Origin of the sequence: Amycolatopsis sp. NPDC024027 (assembly GCF_040638975.1) — a bacterium.
GTDB lineage: Bacteria > Actinomycetota > Actinomycetes > Mycobacteriales > Pseudonocardiaceae > Amycolatopsis.
The window spans coordinates 266,261-285,372 of record NZ_JBEZYY010000003.1 but is presented as its reverse complement, the minus strand read 5'-3'; the positions used below and the strand labels follow the sequence as shown (position 1 = coordinate 285,372).

At 71.0% G+C, this 19,112-nt stretch carries 16 protein-coding genes; 8 read left to right on the top strand and 8 right to left on the bottom strand.

The features are described 5' to 3' along the window. Positions 1-11: 11 nt before the first annotated feature. From AB0F52_RS10610 to AB0F52_RS10600, 3 genes are read left to right on the top strand one after another with little or no spacing between them, the layout of a single operon-like run. Complete coding sequence (locus AB0F52_RS10610) at positions 12-917, top strand: UbiA prenyltransferase family protein (protein ID WP_360167512.1); 906 nt, start codon at positions 12-14, stop codon at positions 915-917. A gap of 21 nt (positions 918-938) precedes the next feature. Further along, positions 939-2,060: an endonuclease/exonuclease/phosphatase family protein gene (locus AB0F52_RS10605; RefSeq protein WP_360167509.1), complete on the top strand. Its 1,122-nt coding sequence runs from the start codon at positions 939-941 to the stop codon at positions 2,058-2,060. After that, positions 2,057-2,995, top strand: coding sequence for a lysylphosphatidylglycerol synthase domain-containing protein (locus AB0F52_RS10600; protein WP_360167506.1), 939 nt, complete (start codon positions 2,057-2,059; stop codon positions 2,993-2,995). Before AB0F52_RS10605 ends, AB0F52_RS10600 begins: the two co-directional genes overlap by 4 nt. Here the strand turns inward: AB0F52_RS10600 and AB0F52_RS10595 are convergent. Further along, positions 2,946-5,318, bottom strand: a complete 2,373-nt coding sequence (locus tag AB0F52_RS10595; RefSeq protein ID WP_360167503.1) for a BTAD domain-containing putative transcriptional regulator — start codon at positions 5,316-5,318, stop codon at positions 2,946-2,948. The two genes, AB0F52_RS10600 and AB0F52_RS10595, sit on opposite strands and share 50 nt — an antisense overlap. A 949-nt stretch (positions 5,319-6,267) precedes the next feature. Between AB0F52_RS10595 and AB0F52_RS10590 the strand changes: the two genes are divergently transcribed. The 3 genes from AB0F52_RS10590 (at position 6,268) to AB0F52_RS10580 (ending at position 9,308) form a co-directional block, all read left to right on the top strand. After that, on the top strand, positions 6,268-7,014 hold the full coding sequence (locus AB0F52_RS10590; RefSeq protein WP_360167500.1) for a GAF and ANTAR domain-containing protein: 747 nt from the start codon (positions 6,268-6,270) through the stop codon (positions 7,012-7,014). A gap of 288 nt (positions 7,015-7,302) precedes the next feature. Beyond that, entirely contained in the window at positions 7,303-8,826 is a 1,524-nt protein-coding gene (locus AB0F52_RS10585; RefSeq protein WP_360167497.1) for a catalase, read from the top strand. 182 nt (positions 8,827-9,008) lie between these two features. Beyond that, positions 9,009-9,308, top strand: a complete 300-nt coding sequence (locus AB0F52_RS10580; RefSeq protein WP_360167494.1) for a hypothetical protein — start codon at positions 9,009-9,011, stop codon at positions 9,306-9,308. A 34-nt stretch (positions 9,309-9,342) separates the two neighbouring features. On the opposite strand, the gene AB0F52_RS10575 is transcribed toward AB0F52_RS10580, so the two are convergent. Then, positions 9,343-10,080: an SDR family oxidoreductase gene (locus tag AB0F52_RS10575; protein WP_360167491.1), complete on the bottom strand. Its 738-nt coding sequence runs from the start codon at positions 10,078-10,080 to the stop codon at positions 9,343-9,345. Positions 10,081-10,162: 82 nt separating this feature from the next. Here AB0F52_RS10575 and AB0F52_RS10570 point away from each other — a divergent pair, with 82 nt between their 5' ends. Further along, positions 10,163-10,720 (top strand): TetR/AcrR family transcriptional regulator, encoded by a 558-nt coding sequence (locus tag AB0F52_RS10570; protein ID WP_360167488.1) that lies wholly within the window; start codon positions 10,163-10,165, stop codon positions 10,718-10,720. 141 nt (positions 10,721-10,861) lie between these two features. On the opposite strand, the gene AB0F52_RS10565 is transcribed toward AB0F52_RS10570, so the two are convergent. Further along, positions 10,862-11,305, bottom strand: a complete 444-nt coding sequence (locus AB0F52_RS10565; protein WP_360167485.1) for a MarR family winged helix-turn-helix transcriptional regulator — start codon at positions 11,303-11,305, stop codon at positions 10,862-10,864. A 90-nt stretch (positions 11,306-11,395) separates the two neighbouring features. Between AB0F52_RS10565 and AB0F52_RS10560 the strand changes: the two genes are divergently transcribed. After that, positions 11,396-12,613, top strand: a complete 1,218-nt coding sequence (locus AB0F52_RS10560; protein ID WP_360167482.1) for an amidohydrolase family protein — start codon at positions 11,396-11,398, stop codon at positions 12,611-12,613. Between the two features lie 81 nt (positions 12,614-12,694). On the opposite strand, the gene AB0F52_RS10555 is transcribed toward AB0F52_RS10560, so the two are convergent. The 5 genes from AB0F52_RS10555 to AB0F52_RS10535 all read right to left on the bottom strand — a co-directional run bounded on the left by AB0F52_RS10555 (position 12,695) and on the right by AB0F52_RS10535 (position 19,103). Beyond that, entirely contained in the window at positions 12,695-13,081 is a 387-nt protein-coding gene (locus AB0F52_RS10555; protein ID WP_360167479.1) for an STAS domain-containing protein, read from the bottom strand. Positions 13,082-13,161: 80 nt separating this feature from the next. Beyond that, positions 13,162-14,337 (bottom strand): acyl-CoA dehydrogenase family protein, encoded by a 1,176-nt coding sequence (locus AB0F52_RS10550; protein WP_360167476.1) that lies wholly within the window; start codon positions 14,335-14,337, stop codon positions 13,162-13,164. Further along, complete coding sequence (gene sfnG, locus AB0F52_RS10545) at positions 14,334-15,464, bottom strand: dimethylsulfone monooxygenase SfnG (RefSeq protein WP_360167473.1); 1,131 nt, start codon at positions 15,462-15,464, stop codon at positions 14,334-14,336. The genes AB0F52_RS10550 and sfnG overlap by 4 nt, the downstream gene beginning before the upstream one ends. 262 nt (positions 15,465-15,726) lie before the next feature. Continuing rightward, positions 15,727-17,436, bottom strand: a complete 1,710-nt coding sequence (locus tag AB0F52_RS10540) for an ABC transporter ATP-binding protein (protein WP_360167470.1) — start codon at positions 17,434-17,436, stop codon at positions 15,727-15,729. Then, positions 17,433-19,103 (bottom strand): ABC transporter substrate-binding protein, encoded by a 1,671-nt coding sequence (locus AB0F52_RS10535; protein ID WP_360167467.1) that lies wholly within the window; start codon positions 19,101-19,103, stop codon positions 17,433-17,435. The genes AB0F52_RS10540 and AB0F52_RS10535 overlap by 4 nt, the downstream gene beginning before the upstream one ends. Positions 19,104-19,112 lie beyond the last annotated feature (9 nt).

Genomic DNA, 19,112 nt, shown 5'->3' with positions numbered 1-19,112 from the left:
GGAGGCCCCGGATGTTCTCGCTTCACCCGCACGCGGTGGCGGTTCGTTCGCGAACCGCCCCGCGGGATCTGCTCACGCTGGTCCGGCCGGGCCAGTGGCCGAAGAGCGTGCTCGTCGTCCCGCTGGTCCTGCTGCACCCAGCGGCCTGGACCTGGCCCCGGCCGGCCGCTCTGGCGGAGGCGGTGGTGCTGTTCGTCCTCGCCTCCTCGGTCGTCTACATCGGCAACGACATCGCCGACGCCCGGTACGACCGGGGTCATCCGGCGAAACGGCTCCGGCCGATCGCCTCCGGGCGGGTGCCGGTGCGGACGGCGGTGGCGCTCGGGGCCGCGCTGCTCGCGGCCCTCGTGGTGGCCACCGCGGTCACGCGGCCGGTGCTGTTCGCGCCGCTCGGCGCGTACATCGCGCTGAACGTCGCCTACAGCCGCCGGCTCAAGCACGTGCCGGTGGCCGAGGTGTTCGCCGTCGCCGCCGGGTTCGCGCTGCGCGTGCTGGCCGGGTACCTGGCCACGGGCGTGCGGCCGTCGGGCTGGTTGCTGCTGTGCGTGTTCCTGCTGTGTTTCCTGCCCGTGCTGGGCAAGCGGCGGCGTGAGCTGGACCTGCCCGAGCCGCTGCGCCGCCCGGTGCTGCGCGGCTACCCGGCCGCCTTCCTCGAGCAGCTGCTCGTCCTCACGGCCGGGCTGACCGTCGTGCCGTTCCTGTTCTTCGCCCTCGAACTCTGGGGTCCGCGTGCCGATCTGGTCCTGGCGGCGGTCCTGCCACCGGTGCTGTTCGGGCTGCTGCGCTACCTGCACGTCGTGCTCGTGCGGGCCGGCGGCGCGGATCCGGCTCGCGGGCTGCTGCGCGACCGGGTCCTGCTCGGCACCGGCGCGGTGGTCGTGGCCGCGCTGGCCACCGCTGGTCTCCTTTCCCCGTAACGACTCCCGTGAGGTACCGACATGACCGAAGTTCAGTCCTCCGTGGACGCGGAAGCGCCCGCACCGTCGCGGCGGCGGTGGAGTCGGACGCTCCGCGTCGTCACCGCGCTGTGGGTGGTGTTCTTCGCCGCACACGTGCTGCTCACCGGGCACTGGTGGCTGTGGATGTTCGTCGAGCCGCTCCCGCCACTGCTGCTGTTCGCCGTGCCGCTGCTGCTCCTGGTGCTCGCCGCCTTCGTGCGGCCGCGGCCGCGGTGGACGGCGCTGGTGCTCGCCGCGGTACTGGTGGCCGGCACCCTGCCGGCGGGGTTCGGCGGCTTCGGCCCGGCCGCCGCGCCGAAGCCGGGCGCGCCGGTGCTCCGGATCTTCAGCTGGAACACCGGCTATTGGGACTCCGGGACCGGGTACCAGGACTTCCGCGGGGACGACAGCACCGAAGCGATCTACGCGTACCTGAAACAGCAGAACGCCGACGTCTACCTGCTCGGTGAGCACCTGCACTGGCACGACGGGCCGGTCCGGCTCGACGACGAACCCACGCTGCGCGCCCGGTTCCCGGGCTACCAGGTGAACGTCGAAGGCGAGCTGGTCACGTTGTCGCGCCTGCCGGTCGTGGGGACCCACCCGCGGCGGGAAGGGCCGGCGCCCGACGACTGGTACTGGCACGGCAACAAGGCGCAGCGCACCGACGTCCGGGCCGGCGGATGCGTGTTCTCGCTGTACAACGTCCATCTGCCGCAGCCGGTGGACACGCGGCTCAGCGCGTTCGACGGGCGGTTCTACTCGTTCGCCCACGGGCAGTACGACCGGGTCGAGACCGAGCTGGCCGCGCTGCGCGCGGATCTGGCGGGCAACCGCAATCCCCTGCTCGTCGCGGGCGACTTCAACTCCCCGTGGATGGGCAGCCTGATTCCGCTCGGTGACGGCGTCGAAGCCCGGGACCTCACCGAGGGGGCGCCGCTGCCGGCGTCGTTCCCGGTGGCGGGCACGGGGTGGGGGATGCCCCGGCTGTGGCGGCTCGACTGGGTGTTCACCCGGGGCGAGGTGGACCTGGCGCGGTACGCGTTCCGGTCGAGCCCGCGGCTGTCCGACCACCAGGCCCAGGACCTGACCGTGTCCCTGCCGTGCGGGTCCGCGCGATGACCGGCCCGGTTCGCGCGGTGCTGCGGAAGGTGCTCGTGGCCGCTTTTCTCGTGGCCGTCGCGGTGGGTGCCGCCGTCGTCGTCGGCGGGCACGGCGCGGAGATCGCCGCGCTGCTCGCCCGGCCCGCGGCCAGGTGGTCCCTGGTGCCGGCGCTGGCCGCGCTCGCGGCGTGGCTGCTGCTGGGCGTGCAGACCTGGCGGGGGGTGCTGGCTTCGCTCGGCAGCCGGCTGGGGTTCGCCGCCGGGGCGCGGATCTGTTTCGCGGCGATCGCCGGCACGTACCTGCCCGGGCCGTGGTGGCAGGCGCTGGCCGCGGCGCACACCGGCAGGCAGACCGGGGTCCCGGCCGGCCGGGTCGTCGCCGCCTACCTGCTGGTCGCCGTGGTCAACCTGCTCTCGGCGACGGCCGTCGGCCTGCTGGCCGCGCCGCTGGTGCTGGGCGCGTCCTGGCCGTGGCTGGCCGTGCCGCTGCTGCTCGGCGCGTACGTCGTGTGGCGACCGGAAACGGTGCTGCGGCTGACCGATCGGGCGGCCCGGCTGCTCCGGCGCGCCCCGCCGGCCGACCGGCCGGATCCGCGGGGCCTCCGGCGGGCGCTGCTGGTGCAGACCGCGGCGTGGCTCGCGGGCGGCCTGCACCTGTGGCTCCTGGCGTACGCGCTGGGCGCACCTCCCGGGCCGGCGCTGGCGGCCGGGGTCGGGGGGTACGCCTTCGCGTCGGCTGCCGGGGCGCTGGTTCTGGTCCTTCCCGACGGTGCGGGCGTCCGGGAGCTGGTGATCATCGCCGCACTGGGGCCGGTGCTGCCGGTGCCCGCGGCGACCGTCGCGGCGATCGGGAGCCGGGCCTGCCTGGTCGTCGCGGAACTGCTGTGTGCGGGCGGGCTGCTGGTCAGCGCATGGCGCGGCCGCCGAGGGGCGAACCCGGCCCGACCCGGCTGAGGAACGCGATGCTGCGCAGGCAAAGGGTGCGGCCCTTGTCCTCGCCGATTTCTTCGAAGGCGGGCAGCGCGAGGGCGAGCCGGCCGGACGCCTCGTTGTAGCGCTGCTCGACCATGTCGAGGGTGCCCAGGGAGTGCAGGATGACGGCCTCGCCGCGGCGGTCGCCGGTCCGCCGGCAGGCGGCGAGCGCGGTGGTGTGCGTTTCGCGCCAGTCTTCCAGGTGGTCACGGGCCTGCATCAGCCCGGCCAGCGTGCCTGCGAGGTCCCAGCACAGCTCGGCGGAACCGAGTTCGGCGGCCTGCCCGACGGCGCGGACCACACCGGCGCGCTCCGCCTCGAACCATTCCAGCGGGCGGCGGAGCAGCTGGTCGGTGAGCGGTGCGGGCAGCGGCCACCGCTCGGCGTCGCCGTGCACGACGGGCACCGAATGACCCACGGCGCGGCTGTGCGCTTGTTCGGCCAGGTGCAGCCACGCCCCGAGCAGCCGGTTCACCGCGGCCGCCCGGGTCGCCGGCGTTTCCTCGCGGGCGAGCAGTTCCTGGGCGTAACTGCGCAGCAGCTTCGGGATCCGGTAGTGGGCACCGGGGCCGGATCGGCGCCCGACGTCGACGAGCTGGGCGTCGACCAGGGTCTCCAGCTCGTCGACGGCGCCGTGACCCGGGTCGCCGAGCAGTGGCCCGGCGACCCACGTCGGGAAGTCCGGCCCGTCGAGCAGGGTGAGCAGCCGGAACAGCCGCTGCGCGGACGGGCCCACCCGGTCGCAGGCGGTGGCGATGCCGGGGCGGACGTCGAGCGGGCCGTGGCTCAGCTCGTCGAGGTGGCGCTGCTCGTCGCCGAGGCGCTCGGTGAGCTCCGCGATGCTCCAGTGCGGCCGGGCGGCCAGCCGCTCCCCGGCGATGCGCAGCGCGAGCGGCAGGCCGCCGCACAGGTCGATCAGGTCGTACGTGGCGGCGGGCTCCGCGGAGACGCGCGCGATCCCCAGCAGGCGGATGAGCAGTTCGGTGGCGTGTTGGATGGTGAGCTCCGCCAGCTCGACGACCTTGGCGCCGGACAGGCCGGTGAGCCGGTGCCGGCTGGTGACGAGCACCCCACAGGTGGCCGAGCCGGGCAGCAGGGACAGCACCTGTGCCTCGTCGACCGCGCCGTCGAGCACCATGAGGACCCGTCGTCCCGCCAGTGTGCTGCGCAACCGCGCGGCCAGTTCGTCCCGGCTCCCGACTGCCGCGGGCACGCCGAGCGCCCGCAGCAGCCGTTCGAGCACCGCCTCGGCCCGTACCGGAGCGCCGTGTTCGTCGTCCAGGCGGGCGTAGAGCTGACCGTCGGGGAACCGGGGGGCGATCCGGTGCGCGATGGAGACGGCCAGCGCGGTCTTCCCGACCCCGGCGCGCCCGGCGAGGACCGCCGTGGTCACCCCGTCCGGCCCGCCGCCGCGCAGCTGGCCGCTGACCGTCGTGACGACGTCGTCGCGGCCGGCCAGGTACGGGTTCGCGGCCGGCAGCATGCGCGGGATCACCGCGGGCGCCGGCGCCGGCGCGACCGCGATCCGCGGCGCGGGCGGGTCCAGTGTGGAGTCGTTGCGCAGGATCGAGTCGTGCAGTTCGCGCAGCGCTCCGCTCGGCTCGATGCCCAGTTCGGTGACGAACGTCCGGCGGGCGGCCCGGTAGGCGGCGAGCGCGTCACCCGGCCGTCTGCAGCGGTGGAGCGTCAGCATCAGCTGGTGGTGCAGTTGTTCGCGCAGGGGGTGGCGCTCGACCAGGGGCAGCAGCTGATCGACCAGCTCGTGGTGGCGGCCCTGCGCGAGTTCGACGGCGTGGCAGTCCTCCAGGACGCTCAGCCGGCGCTCGGTCAGGCTCGCCACCGCCGCGCGCAAGAGATCGCTTTCAATACCGCTCAACGGAACTTCGCCCCGCCAAAGCCCGAGCGCTGTCCGGAACCGGTTCACCGCCTCGGCGGGCCGGCCGGCGGCAGCCGCCGCGCGTCCGTCGGCGACGAGGCTGTCGAACCGGTGCAGGTCGAGTTCGCCGTCCGCAACGCGCATCACGTAGCCCGGCCGCCGGGTGCCGATGCGTCCGCCGAGGCCCGCCGCCTCGAAGCGGCGGCGCAGCGCGGAAACGCAGGTGTGGATCTGCCCGCGGGCGGTGGTCGGCGGCGCGTCCGACCACACGGCGTCGACCAGCCGGTGCACCGGCACCAGGCGGTTGGCCTCCAGCAGGAGGACGGCGAGCACGACCTGCTGACGGCCCGCGCTCAGGTTCACCGGCGAGCGCGATCCGGTGACTTCAAGCGGGCCCAAGACGTGAAAACCCATGACGAATTCCCCCATTCCGGCGTCCTGCCGAAAATCTCGAGTGAGATCACCGCGTGATCGGACAACCACCCCAAGGGGCCGATGGTAACCCGCGAAACCGGCTTTGTGAATTCTTGACCGGAAGGCCGCCGACGCCGCTCGGAGGTGCGACTTTTGCTGTGCAGACGGGGGTTTCGGCGACGACCGCCGGGATATCACGGAACGAGTTCGGGTTGTTCACCGAAAAGGAGTAGCGCGGCCTCGGGAGCCTCCGGCCACAGCCGCAGGTACTCGACCGCCCACACGCCTCGTCGGCAGCAAGCCCGGTGAGCGGCACGTTCGCGGCGAAGGCCCGCGCCGGCATCGGCGATCCACGGCTCGGGCAGGTACAGCTCGCGATCGACCGCGCGAACCGGCCCGCGATCAGCTCAGGTACCCGACCCAGTTGAACCGTCATACTTCGGATCCCGAAGAGCAGCCCGAAAGAGATCGGGTGCATATTCACCGGCGAAAGATTCAGTGGGATACACGCAGATCACCAAGCGGAAACAACCGCGGCAGCTGCCCCCTCACTCAACGGCCGTTGCAGGACTGGCCCCGACGAGAGCTTCGATGAAGTCATTCCCACCAGGTCCATCTCGGAGAGACGAGGGGCCGCAGGTCGACGGAGTATTCATAGGCGCTCGTGTCCGGCGGGATGTCGTGGTGGCCGATCACGCCCACCGCCGCACGGATGTCTTCGGCACGCCTTTCCTGCCCACGCTTGGCGATGAAGAGGAGCCATTCCTCTTCCCAGCAAGGAAACGGCGCGCGGCAGCCCTGCGGTTCTTGCTCCGGCGCCGGTTTTTCGCGGACATGGCCGGCGATTGTGCCGCACGGTCCACAAGAGCTCGGCGGGTGATACCGAGCCGGCCTCTGCTGCCGAGCCGCCCGGCAACATCTACTGTTGTCCCGGACTCCCGTCCCCACCTCGATGGAGCACCACATGGAAGACAACCTGCTGTACGAGCGGGACGCCGCACGGAGAGTGGACGACGTCACCGACGCTCTCGATCGCCTGGCCGGCACCTTCGCAGAAGAAGAGGAACTGCTGGTGGTCCTGCAGCGAGTGTGCCAGCAGGTCATGCACGCGGTACCGGACGCGGAGATCGCCAGCATCACGCTGCTCCGCGACGGCGCCCCCTACACGGCGACCGCGACCGGTGACAGCGCGCACCACATCGATCAGGCACAGTACGACGCCGGCCGAGGGCCGTGCCTGGAAGCCGCCCGGACCGGCGAACTCCAGCGCGTCATCGTGACCGAGGCCGCACACCAGTGGCCCGAGTTCGCCGCCGCCGCGGACGAATGCTCGGTCGTCGCCTACCTGTCCGCCCCGCTGTTCGTCGACCACCAGTACCACGGTTCGCTCAACCTGTACGACACCGGCGGCAACAGCTTCGGCGCGCTCGACGCAGCGCTGCTGGACCTCTACACCGCCGCCGCCGAATCCGCGCTGCGCAGCACCCGCCGGCACCAAGCCGCCCGCGAAACCATGGGGCAGTTGCGCACCGCGTTGACTTCTCGTGCGGTGATCGACCAGGCGAAGGGCATCCTCATGGCCCTGCACAGCATCCAGTCCCACGACGCGTTCGACCTGCTCGTCAAGGCGTCGCAGGAGCAGAACAGGAAACTGCGCGACGTCGCCGCCAACTTCGTCGCCGAGGTCACGGCTTCCCCGAACCGGGGGTGACCCACGTTCCCCAGGCGGTCGGGCGCGCCGAGGAGGCTCTGGCAAGCGCTGGCGACGGATCACTCCTGCGGCGGAACCACTGCGACTTGCCGCCGCGGCTGCCGGCGGTCGTGCCGTGCCCAGTACGTCAGCATTCCGGACAAGGCTGATGTGCGCTCATCCTGTCCCGATGCCACACGGTTCGTCGACGTGCCGCAGAGATTAGAACCGGACGAGATCGGGTAAGCGATCGAGATTGGGCAGGTCAGCGCGGCCGGGTGTGCACGGTCGCCGTGATGGAGGAGAACAGTGACGCAGATCCGTCCCGAACCGACCACCACCGACGCGGGCATCCCGGTCGAAAGCGACGAGCACTCCCTCACCGTCGGTCCCGACGGGCCGATCCTCCTGCACGACAACTACCTCATCGAACAGATGGCGCAGTTCAACCGCGAACGCGTTCCCGAGCGGCAGCCGCACGCGAAGGGCAGCGGCGCGTTCGGGCGGTTCGAGACGACCGGTGACGTCAGCGCGTACACCAAGGCAGCCGTGTTCCAGCCGGGCGCGAAGACCGACCTGCTGGTCCGGTTCTCGACCGTCGCCGGCGAGCGCGGCAGCCCTGACACCTGGCGCGACCCGCGCGGCTTCGCGGTGAAGTTCTACACCAGCGAAGGCAATTACGACATGGTCGGCAACAACACGCCGGTCTTCTTCATCCGGGATCCGATGAAGTTCCAGCACTTCATCCGCTCGCAGAAGCGCCGGGCCGACAACAACCTGCGCGACCACGACATGCAGTGGGATTTCTGGACGCTGTCGCCGGAGTCGGCGCACCAGGTGACGTGGCTGATGGGCGATCGCGGGATCCCGCGCACCTGGCGGCACATGAACGGCTACAGCTCGCACACGTACATGTGGGTCAACGCCGCGGGTGAACGCTTCTGGGTCAAGTACCACTTCAAGACCGACCAGGGCGTCGAGTGCTTCACCCAGGACGAAGCCGACCAGATGGCCTCGGCCGACACCGACTACCACACGCGCGACCTGTACGAGTCGATCGAGCGCGGCGACCACCCGAGCTGGACGCTGAAGGTGCAGGTCATGCCGTTCGACGACGCCAAGACCTACCGCTTCAACCCGTTCGACCTGACGAAGGTGTGGCCGCACGGCGACTACCCGTTGCTCGACGTCGGCCGGATGACGCTCGACCGCAACCCGACCGACCACCACACCGAGATCGAGCAGGCCGCGTTCGAGCCGAGCAACCTGGTGCCGGGGATCGGCGCGAGCCCGGACAAGATGCTGCTCGGCAGGCTGTTCTCCTACCCGGACGCGCATCGCTACCGGATCGGCGCGAACTACAAGCAGCTGCCGGTCAACGCCCCCGTCGCGCCCGTGCACAGCTACAGCAAGGACGGGGCGATGCGCTACACCAAGGTCGCCGATCCGGTGTACGCACCGAACTCGAAGGGCGGCCCGCACGCCGACGCCGCCCGGTACGGGCAGCCGGCGGGCTGGCACACCGACGGCGACATGGTCCGCACGGCGTACACGCTGCGCAAGGACGACGACGACTGGAGCCAGGCCGGCACGATGGTCCGCGAGGTGCTCGACGACGACCAGCGCGGCCGGCTGGTCGACAACGTCGTCGGGCACCTGCTCAACGGCGTGTCCGAGCCGGTGCTGGCCCGGGCGTTCGACTACTGGCGCAACGTCGACAAGGCCCTCGGCGACCGGATCGAGTCCGGCGTCCGGGCCAAGCAGGACGAGAAGGACCCGAAGGCCGCCGACCAGGGCAACCCGGCCCGGTCGAGCATGCAGCACAAGGCCTGAGCCCCACCCGGACGCCGGGTGCCCCCGACCCACCGGGTTCGGGGCACCCGGCTTTCGCCATAGCCCGGCGCAGGCAGGGTGCCACTTGGCATCGGCCACGGAAACGGATGCCGGTAACCGCGCGGTAAGGATCTCCGAGCGCAAACGATGCGACGATGGGGTGATCCGACGAGGAGGTCGCCATGACCAGTACTCATCCATCACAGGCGCCGATCGGTCACTCTGCCTGGAAACGATTGGTGCCGGCGGGAATCGTCATAGTTTCCGCCCTTGTCGTGGCGGGGGGCGCGAAAGTCGCCTTCGAACTGGGCTCCACCATGATGCTGAGCATCGCCTCGGTGGGCGCTTGGATGATGCTGTGCCTGGGCTTGGCCTACGCAGGAGTCCGGCTGCGAGCCGGCGTCGGCGGCGCTCTCCTGGTCGGCTTCGGAATCGGCGCGCTCCTGGTGCTGCTGTTCGGAGGCATGCAGATGTTCGCGTGACCAGCCGGCGAGCTCCCGAAGACCTCGACCGGCCTCAGCCTTGCCGGGTGGGCCGGATGGTCAGGTCACCGATCTCGATGTCGTCCGGCTGCTCGATGGCGAACGCGATCGCCCGCGCGACCGCGTCGGGGCTGATGCCGAGCGTCGCCATCGCCTGCTGGGCCTGCTCGCGCTGCGCGGCGTCCTCGACGTAGTCGACCAGCTCGGTGCGCACGAACCCCGGCGAGATCGACGTCGTGCGCAGGACCCCGTCGGTGGACTCCTGGCGCAGCGCCTCCAGCAGCGTGCGCACGGCGTTCTTGGTCCCCGCGTAGACGGCTTGCGCCGGGACGATCTTCAGCCCCGACGTCGACACAGTCGTGACGAAGTGACCGCGGCCCTGCGCACGGAACACCGGGAGCGCGGCGGCGATGCCGTGCAGGACGCCGCGGAGGTTGACGTCGATCATCGCGTCCCAGGCGTCGACGTCCAGGTCGGCCACCGGCGCGATCCGGGCGACGCCGGCGTTGCCGACCAGGACGTCGAGACGGCCGAAGCGGTCGACGGCCAGCGCCACGAGCCGTTCGAGGTCGGCGCGCCGCGTCACGTCGACGTCCAGCACTTCCGCGCGGCCGCCGTCGCCCCGGATCTTTCGCGCAAGCGCTTCCAGCCGGTCGGTGCGCCGGGCGCCGAGCACGACCGCCGCGCCGCGGCCGGCGAGTTCCCGCGCGGTCGCTTCGCCGATCCCGCTGCTCGCGCCGGTGATCGCGACGACCTTGTCCAGTCCGTTCATCGTGCTGCCTCCACTAAGCTGACAAGTGTCCGGTTAGTCGCGACTGTACCGGACACTTGTCCACTTATGCGAGGAGAGTGCTGTGGCCGGACGTGAGCGCCGTTCGGACGCCGTCGCCAACCGGGACCGGATCGTCGAGGTCGCGCGGGCGGAACTGAGCGAGTCCAACGGCGCGGCCGGCGACCTGAAGCTGCACCGGGTCGCCAAGGCCGCAGGCGTCGGGCAGGGCACCTTGTACCGGCACTTCCCGACGCGCGAGCACCTGCTGGCGGAGGTGTACCGGGCCGAGCTGACCCAGCTCGTCGACACCGTGGCACCCTTGCTGGCGGAGCACTCCCCGCTCGACGCGCTGGCCCGATGGCTGGACCGGCTGGTCGAGTACGCGCGCGTCAAGCGGGGCGTCATGGCGGCGATCGAGGTCCCGGTGTGGCAAGACCTCTACTCCGGCCAGCACCACCGGCTCGACGAAGCACTCGAAACACTGCTGGACCGGGGAAAGGCGGCCGGGGAGATCCGTGGCGGCGTCGACGCCGGCGACGTCATCCTGCTGCTCGGGGCGCTGTCGCGGATCCCCGAAGCCGAGTGGGACGAGCGGGCGCCCAGGATCGTGGCCGTGATCGTCGACGGCCTGCGCGCCTGACCCTGCGCCGCCCGAGCATCCACGACGGATTGCCTGCCGGGCACCGCCCGGGATCGCCGTGGCACGACTCGACGACCTGGGCGCGGTCCCACGCTGCCGTCCGTCTCCCGGATGGACGAAGACGTCGCTGACGACGACCCCTCACTGCTCTTTTTCCGCCCGGCGGCGGGACCAAGCGCCGGCGTCGGTGGTGTAGCGGACGAGGAGCCGCGCGAACTGGGTGCGGTCCTCCGGCGACCACCCGGCCGTGATGCCCTCGAACGCCGCGCGCTGCTCGGCGGCGAACCGGGTTCGCTCGGCCTCGCCGCGTTCGGTGAGCTCGAGCACCGTCCGGCGGCCGTCGGCCTGGGAGGCCGCCCGCCGCAGCAGGCCGTCGGCGATGCAGGCCGCCACCGATCGGCTGGCCACCGGCTGCACGACACCCATCTCCGCGGCGAGCCCGCCGACCGTCAGCTCACCCGGAGCGTCGGCGACCACGTTCAGCACCAGGTTGCGGGACACGTCGCGGCTCGACGCCGGGACACGCCGGCGCAACCGCGACAGCGCCGGACCGATCTGGTCCAGCAGGGCGTCCTCGTCGGTCATCTCCGGATCGTAGTACCCCCCGCATTTGCATACCAGCGCAAAACTGCATAGCATCAGGTATGTAACTGTGAGCGAGAAAGCGAGGCCGCCATGGCCACCACTGCCATCACCGGTGCCCGGGTGTTCGACGGGGAGAAGACGCTGGGAGTGCAGACCGTCGTCCTCGACGGCCGGAAGATCCGCCAGGTCGGCGGCGAGGCACCCGACGGCGCCGAAGTCGTCGACGGCCGGGGCGCGACCCTGCTGCCCGGGCTGATCGACGCGCACGTCCACTCGAGCCCCGGCTCCCTCGCACTGGCCCTGCGGTTCGGCGTCACCACCGAACTGGAGATGCAGGGCATGAACACCCGCGAGAACCGTGCGCACATCACCGAAGACGACACGGTCGCCGACGTCCGGTCGGCCGGCTTCGGCGTCACCCCACCCGGCGGTCACCCCAGCGAGCTCATGCCCGAAGGGTTCCGGCCGGCCGGAACCCTGCCGCCGGTGATGCCGCTGATGCCGTTCTCCACCACCCCGGAACAGGCGGCCGCGTACATCCCGCAGCTCCTGGCGCGCGGCTCCGACTACATCAAGTTCATGGTCGACGACGGCAGCGTCGAAGGACACCCCGGGCTGCCGATGCTCGACCAGGCCACGCTCACCGCGGGCGTCGCCGAGGCCAAGAAGTACGGCGCCCTCACCGTCGCGCACACCCTGACCCTCGACGCCACCCGCATGGCCGCCGAAGCCGGGATCGACGGTGTCGTGCACGTGTTCATGGATCGCCCGCACACCACCGAAATCGTGGACCTGATCGCCGGGTCGGGGATGTTCGTCGTCCCGTGCGTCAGCCTCGACGCGTCGATGATGGGCATCACCGGCAGCGCCCTGGCCGACGATCCCCGGGTCGCCCGCCGCCTCGACGACAAGTGGGAAGAGACCCTGCGGTCAAGCTACAACCGCTACCCCCAGGGCAAGCTCGAGGACGTCCTGGAGACCGTGGCGGCATTGGCCGCGGCGGGCGTGGACCTGCTGGCCGGCACCGACGCCTCCATGGCCGAAACCTTCTTCGGCGGCCTGGCCCACGGAGCCAGCCTGCACCACGAACTGCAGTACCTCGTGACGGCCGGCCTGACCCCCGCCCAAGCACTGCGCGCCGCGACGGCAACCACGGCCCGCCGCTTCGGCCTCGGCGACCGAGGCCGCATCGCCGAAGGACTACGCGCCGACCTGCTGCTCGTGGACGGTGACCCCACGAAGAACATCGGCGACACGCTCAACACCCGGGCTGTCTGGCGCCGCGGCAGCCGGCTGGAGAATTCGTAACAGCCACCGGCTTCGGGGGCCGGGGGGCCAGCCGGCTGTGATGATGTGGCCGGTCGAGGTCATCGAATCCGCTCTGGGCGGTCACACGCGATCCAGCGCGGCCGAGAGCGTGGGAACGATCACCAGTTCGTCGGCCAGTCGCGTGAGCTCGAGCGGGCGCAAGGTGACCCGCCCGGTGGCCACGACCCGTACTGCCATCGACGGCGTGAGGCGATGGGCCCGCACCAGTTCCGCCATCCCCGCCGACGCCAAGAAGCCGACCTCGGTCAAGTCGATGACCAACACCGAGGCGGCCAGCCCCCGTGCGCGGTCGACCCCTTGGCGGACCTTCGGCGCCAGGGAGAGGTCGAGAGCTCCGGTTATCCGCAGGACGAGCGCGTCGCCCAGCGTTTCGAGCCTCACCCCGTCCGCTGCGCCTCCGGCATCCCCCGGCGGTTCCTCGGTGCCCGGATCAGATGTCTCGAACATGCGGCAATTCTGCCTCGACCTGACGGCACGTGCTCATCAAGCGGCGCGGCGCCCGCCGGAGCACCCGGCCCCGCCTCACCTCAGGTGTACCAGGTCGGCGTCGGGTGCTCGCCGAGCAGCGCGTACGCGCCCACCTCGCGGCGTTTGTACGGCAACGGGTCGTGCAGCGAGTGGGTCCGCAGGTTGCGCCAGAAGCGGTCGAGGCCGTACTTCGACGCGCTCGCCCGCGCGCCGGTCAGCTCGAAGATCCTCGTCGCGATCTCCAGGCCCGTGTCGACCGTGCGTTGCTTGGCCGCGGCAACCAGCACCGCCACCTCTCCGCGTGCTTCGGGCGTCAGCTCCTCCCGCGGGGCGTGCAGCACGCGTGAGATGGCTGCACCTGCCTTGTCCACCAGAGCTTCCGCGGCCCACAGCTTCGACTGCAGGTCGCCGTAGCCGTCGAGGATGTACCACTCCTCCGAGGCAGCCTGCTTGTCGTCGCCGCCGTAGGGCCACGCGCGGGTCCGGTCCCTGGTGTACGCGAGCGCGGTCTCCAGCGCGCCCTCGGCGATGCCGAGGTAGAAGTTCGTGAAGACGAGCTGGATCGCGGGCACGTTGAGCGTGTTGTAGACCAGCGGCCGGAACTTCCGGTCGACGTACCCGGCAGCCGACGCCCACGGCACCCGGACGTTCTCGATCGTCACGCTGCCGGATTCGGTGAGGCGCTGGCCGATGTTGTCCCAGTCGTCGTGGAAGGTGATGCCTTCCTGCTTCGACGGGACGATCGCGAAGATGTGGTCCTCGGTTCCTTCGAGGACACCTTCCAGGACTGTCAGGTCGGATACCTTGCTGCCGGTGGAGAACGATTTGTGTCCGTTGTAGACGATCGAGTCGCCGTCTTCGGTGATCGTCAGGTCGGAGTCCCGGGGGTTCACCGCGCCGCCGAAGAACAGGTTGTCCTTGGTGTACAGCTCTTCGACGGCGGCGACCTGGGCGTCGGTGGCCACCAGGCGCGCCGCCCAGGCCCACAGGTAGTGGTAGCCCAGCAGCTGCCCGATCGAGCCGTCGGCCGCGGCGATCTCGCGGATCACCCGGTACGCGGTCTCCCAGGTCTGCCCACCTCCCCCGTGTCCGGCCGGGCCGAGCAGGGTGACCAGGCCGGCGTCCTTCAGCAGCCGGACTTCCTGGTACGGGGTCTCGCCCCGGCGGTCGCGCTCGACCGCGTCCACGGCGAGTTTCGCGGCGACCTCACGGGCGCGTTCGATCCAGTCGGTCATGCTCGGCTCCTCACGGGTTCGGGTGTCGCGGCACTGTGGTCGAGGTCTTTTTCCAGATCGCGGATGATCGGCAGCACGTGCTTGCCGAAGTACTCGATCTCCTCCTGGAAGTGCAGGAAACCGAGCAGCAGCAGGCTCGCACCCCGCCGCTTGTATTCGATGGCGCGCTCGGCGATCTGTTCCGGGGTGCCGATGAGGCGGGTGCGGAAGCCGTCGTTGTACTGGACGAGGTCGGCGAACTCCGAATCCGCCCACATGCCCTTCTTGTCCGGCGTCGAGCTGCCCGCCTGCCGCACCGCCGAACGGAACCCCTCGACCGCTTCCACATTGGCTTTGGCGACGATCTCGCGCAACACGTCCCGTGCTTCGGACTCGCTTTCCCGCGCGATCACGAAGCCGTTGAGGCCGAATCGGACGGCGTGGTCGTTCTCGGCGGCGTAGCCGCGGACCTCGGCCACCTGCTCGCTGAACCCGTCGTAGTCCTTGCCGTTGCTGAAGTACCAGTCCGAAACGCGGCCGGCCAGCTTCCGGGCGGCCGTGGAGTTCCCGCCCTGGAAGATTTCCGGATGGGGGCGGCCGTCACCCGGCACCGGCTTGGGTTTGACGTCGAAATCGTGGATGCGGTAGAAGTCGCCGGCGAACTCGGCGTGGTCGTTCGTCCACAGCTCCTTGAGCACCCGGATGAACTCTTCGGACCGGCGGTAGCGCTCATCGTGCTCCAGCCAGGGTTCGCCGAGCCCGGTGAACTCGTCCTTGAACCAGCCGCTGACGACGTTCACCGCGGCCCGGCCGCCGGAAAGGACGTCGGCGCTCGCGACGAACTTCGCCAGCACACCCGGGTGCCACAACCCGGGGTGCACAGCGGCGATCACCTTCAGCCGCTGGGTCGCCAGCAGGAGCGCGAGGCTGAACCCGGTGGATTCGTGCTGATAGGCGGCGCCGTAGCTGGCGGTGTACCGCACCTGCGTGAGGGCGTACTCGAAACCGTTGTTCTCCGCGATGACCGCGAGATCCCGGTTGTATTCGTACCCCCAATCCGTGCGCTGCTCGATATCACTGGTGACGAGGCCGCCACTGACGTTCGGCACCCAATAGGCGAATTTCAGAGGTTCGTGGATCTGGGTCATGATCGGCAGGGTGGGGTACGGAATCCGCCGAGGCAACGGCATCCACGACATGAGAACCCGGAGTCCCAAGCAATGGACGAGCGGGCGCTGCACTGTCGCCACGGCGCAGCGGGGCCTACAGTCCTGGAGTCATGACCTCAGGTTCGGGCAAGGCGGCTCCGCGGATCAACGCCTGGACTGGCGCCGATTTCCGCCGCGGCGGCCGGCTCGCCCACGAGCGCCGCTACGAACGAGCCGGGCAATCCGTCGAAGCCGCCCTGGCTCAGCGCAGCTGCCGCCAGGCTTCGCGGCGCCGGCGCTGGGCCTCCGGGTCGGCGACCGGCGCCGCCGACAGCAGCCGCCGTGTGTAGGGGTGTGCGGGCGCGGTGAGCACCTCCTTCACCGGTCCCTGCTCGACGACGTGGCCGCGGTGCATCACCGCCACCCGGTCGGCCAGCTGCTCGATCACCGCGAGGTCGTGGCTGATGAACAAGCACGCGAACCCGAACTCGCGCCGCAGCTCGCGCAGCAGGTCCAGGATCCGGGCCTGGATGGTGACGTCGAGCGCGCTGGTCGGCTCGTCGGCCACCAGCAGGTCCGGACGCAGCGCCAGCGCCCGCGCGATGCACACGCGCTGGCGCTGGCCACCGGACAGCTCGTGCGGGTACCGCGAGGCCAGCGCCGGCGACAGCTGGACGGCATCGAGCAGTTCCGCGACCCGGCCGTCCACTTCGGACCCGTGAGCCGCGCGGTGCAGCCGCAGCGGGGTCGCGACGCTCTCCCCGACCGTGGTGCGCGGGTTCAAGGAAGACAGCGGATCCTGGAACACCACGCCGATCCGGCGCCGCAGCGCCTTCGCCGCCCGGCCGCGCACCCGAGTGACGTCCGCGTCCCCGATGCGGACCGCGCCCGCGGTCGGCGCGAGCAGCCCGATGACCGCACGCGCGACCGTGCTCTTCCCCGATCCCGACTCCCCCACCAGGCCCAGCACCTCGCCCGGCTCCACGTGCAGGTTCACCCCTTCGGCCGCCCGCACGCTCACCGCGCGGAACCGGCCGCGGTAGGTCACCGCCAGGTTCTCCACGCGCAGCAACGGCGCCTGGGCGGCCACGTCCGGAACCGACGCCACGGCGGGGTGCCCGGTCGCGGCGACGTGGCCCGGGCCGACCTCGATGCCGGCGGCCGGCGCGCGTTCGAGGCCGGACGTCGCCGCGCTGCTGAGCGAGACCACCGAGCCGAGCAGCTGCCGCGTGTACTCCTCGGCCGGGACGGTGAAGATCCGCCCGGCGTCACCCTGCTCGACGACCCGGCCGTCGTGCATCACCACGACCCGGTCGGCGAGGTCGGCGACCACGCCCATGTCGTGCGTGATCAGCAGGATCGCCGTCCCCAGCCGCGCGCGGAGGTCCCGCAGCAGCTCGAGGATCTCCGCCTGCACGGTGACGTCCAGCGCCGTGGTCGGCTCGTCGGCGATCAGCAGCTTCGGCTCGTTCGCCACCGCCATCGCGATGACGACCCGCTGCAGCTGCCCGCCGGACAGCTCGTGCGGGTAGGACCGGAACCGCTCGCGCGGGTCCGGCAGCCCGACCAGGGTGAGCAGCTCGATCGCCCGGTCCCGGGCGGCGGTGGCCGGGAGCGGCTGGTGCGTCCGGATGGCCTCGACGAGCTGGTCCCCGATGGTGAACACCGGGTTCAGCGCGCTCATCGGCTCCTGGAACACCATGCCGACCTCGCCGCCGCGGACCGCCCGCAGCTCGGCCGGGGTCATCGCGTAGAGGTCCCGCCCGGCCAGCTCCGCGCGGCCCGTCACGCGGGCCGTGGCCGGGAGCAGGCCGAGCAGGGACATCGCGGTGACCGTCTTACCGGAGCCGGACTCCCCGACCACCGCGACGACCTCGCCCGCGTCGACCTCGTAGCCGACCCCGCGGACGGCCTCGACGTCCCCGAACGAGACCGCGACGTCGTGCAGCCGCAGGAGCCCGGCTCCGCTCACTGGACGATCCCGAACTTGCGGTAGTCGACGTAGGCCGGGAACCGCCCGATCTGGACGTCTCCCACCTGCGACCCGTGCAGGAACGAGTTGCGGGTGTAGATCAACGGCACCACCGGCGAGTCGGCGAGGATCTTCTTGTCCAGCGCCGCCCACTTCTTGCCCGCCTCGGCCGGGTCGACGGTGGCCTGCGCTTCGCCGATCAGCTTGTCGACCTCGGGGTTGCTGTACCGCGACTCGTTGTACCCGCCGTTGCCGATCTCGGTCGACTGGAACAGCGGCTGGATGTTCGCGTTGGCCGACGGGATGTCGGGCTGCCACGAGGTGAGCGTCAGGTCGTAGTCCGACAGGCCCTTGGTGTCCACTTCGGACGTGTAGGTGTCCTCGTCGAGCGGCTTGATCGTGACCTTGATGTTCGCCCGCGCCAGCGAGGCCTGGATCGCCGCCGCCTTCTCCGGGAAGCCCCGCTCGTTGTGGGTGGCCATGACCAGGCCGTCGAGGCCGTTCGGGAAGCCCGCCTCGGCCAGCAGCTGCTTGGCCTTCGCCGGGTCGCCGGACGGCGGCGCCGGGTACAGGTCGTACTGCTCGCGGCCCTGCAGGCCGGGCGTGATCAGGGTGGTGGCGACGTCGCCGGCCAGCTGGGCGCTGCCCGCGCTCGCGACCTGGTAAGCGGCCTTGTCGACGGCGTACTGGAACGCCTGGCGCACCTTCGGGTTGGTGAGGTTCCCGCGCTGGGTGTTCAGCGAAAGGTAGGCCAGCGCCCCGGATTCCGACGTCACGAGCCGGGCCTTCGCCGACGCGTTGCCCTGGATCTGGGCCAGCTGGGCGGGCGAGGCGAACGTCATGCCGAAGGCGTTGCGGTCGGTGCCGGTGTCGTCGACCAGGCGCTTGGAGATCACGCTGGTGTCCTGCCCGAGCTGGAACTCGATGGTGTCCGGGTTGGCCAGACGCGTCTTGTCCTCGTCACGGCTCCAGTTCGGGTTGCGCGTGAGCTTCGCCGACTTGCCGCGCTCGTAGCTCGCCAGCTGGTAGGGACCCGACGCGACCGGGTGGTCGTTGTAGTTCGCCTCGGCGCCCTTGCCCTTCGGCACCGGCGAGAACGCCGGCGTGCTCGCGACCCAGTTGAAGTCACCGTAGGCGCGGGCGAGGTGGAAGACGATCGTCTTCGCGTCCGGCGTCTGGATGGAGTCGAGCTCCTGGCCCTCGAACGGGCCCTTGTACGCCAGGCCCGGCGACAGCAGGTCCTTGTGGTAGGCCAGGCCGCCGGAGAACGCGGGCGCGAACGAGCGTTCCAGGCCCCACTTGACGTCCTCGCTCTTGATCGGCGTCCCGTCGGCGTACTTCAGGTTGTCCTTCAGCGTGAACGTCCACGTCTTGCCGCCGTCGCCCGGCCGTCCGGTGTCGGTGGCGAGGTCGGGCACGATCGTGGTGTTCTTCCCCGGCGCGACGTCCCACGACGTCAGCCGCCGGTGGATCAGCCCGAGCGTCGTGACGACGAGGTTCGAGCTCTTCGCCGGGTCCCAGGTGATCGACGGCGCGTCGTTGAGCAGGACGAGGTTGCCGCCCGGCTTGACGGTGCCGCCCTGGCCGGCCGGTGTGTCGTTGGCCCCGCACGCCGTCAGCAGCGTGACGGCGGCCAGCACCCCCGCGGCGAACCGCAGCTCTTTCATCGTTTCCCC

Excerpts from the sequence above, each read along its gene's own strand:
- AB0F52_RS10560 (WP_360167482.1), top strand. The coding sequence starts at position 11,396 with ATGGCCACCACTGCCATCACCGGTGCCCGGGTGTTCGACGGGGAGAAG.
- AB0F52_RS10535 (WP_360167467.1), bottom strand. The coding sequence starts at position 19,103 with ATGAAAGAGCTGCGGTTCGCCGCGGGGGTGCTGGCCGCCGTCACGCTG.
- AB0F52_RS10565 (WP_360167485.1), bottom strand. The coding sequence starts at position 11,305 with ATGACCGACGAGGACGCCCTGCTGGACCAGATCGGTCCGGCGCTGTCG.
- AB0F52_RS10595 (WP_360167503.1), bottom strand. The coding sequence starts at position 5,318 with ATGGGGGAATTCGTCATGGGTTTTCACGTCTTGGGCCCGCTTGAAGTC.
- AB0F52_RS10610 (WP_360167512.1), top strand. The coding sequence starts at position 12 with ATGTTCTCGCTTCACCCGCACGCGGTGGCGGTTCGTTCGCGAACCGCC.
- AB0F52_RS10590 (WP_360167500.1), top strand. The coding sequence starts at position 6,268 with ATGGAAGACAACCTGCTGTACGAGCGGGACGCCGCACGGAGAGTGGAC.
- AB0F52_RS10605 (WP_360167509.1), top strand. The coding sequence starts at position 939 with ATGACCGAAGTTCAGTCCTCCGTGGACGCGGAAGCGCCCGCACCGTCG.
- AB0F52_RS10600 (WP_360167506.1), top strand. The coding sequence starts at position 2,057 with ATGACCGGCCCGGTTCGCGCGGTGCTGCGGAAGGTGCTCGTGGCCGCT.
- sfnG (WP_360167473.1), bottom strand. The coding sequence starts at position 15,464 with ATGACCCAGATCCACGAACCTCTGAAATTCGCCTATTGGGTGCCGAAC.
- AB0F52_RS10555 (WP_360167479.1), bottom strand. The coding sequence starts at position 13,081 with ATGTTCGAGACATCTGATCCGGGCACCGAGGAACCGCCGGGGGATGCC.
- AB0F52_RS10580 (WP_360167494.1), top strand. The coding sequence starts at position 9,009 with ATGACCAGTACTCATCCATCACAGGCGCCGATCGGTCACTCTGCCTGG.
- AB0F52_RS10575 (WP_360167491.1), bottom strand. The coding sequence starts at position 10,080 with ATGAACGGACTGGACAAGGTCGTCGCGATCACCGGCGCGAGCAGCGGG.
- AB0F52_RS10550 (WP_360167476.1), bottom strand. The coding sequence starts at position 14,337 with ATGACCGACTGGATCGAACGCGCCCGTGAGGTCGCCGCGAAACTCGCC.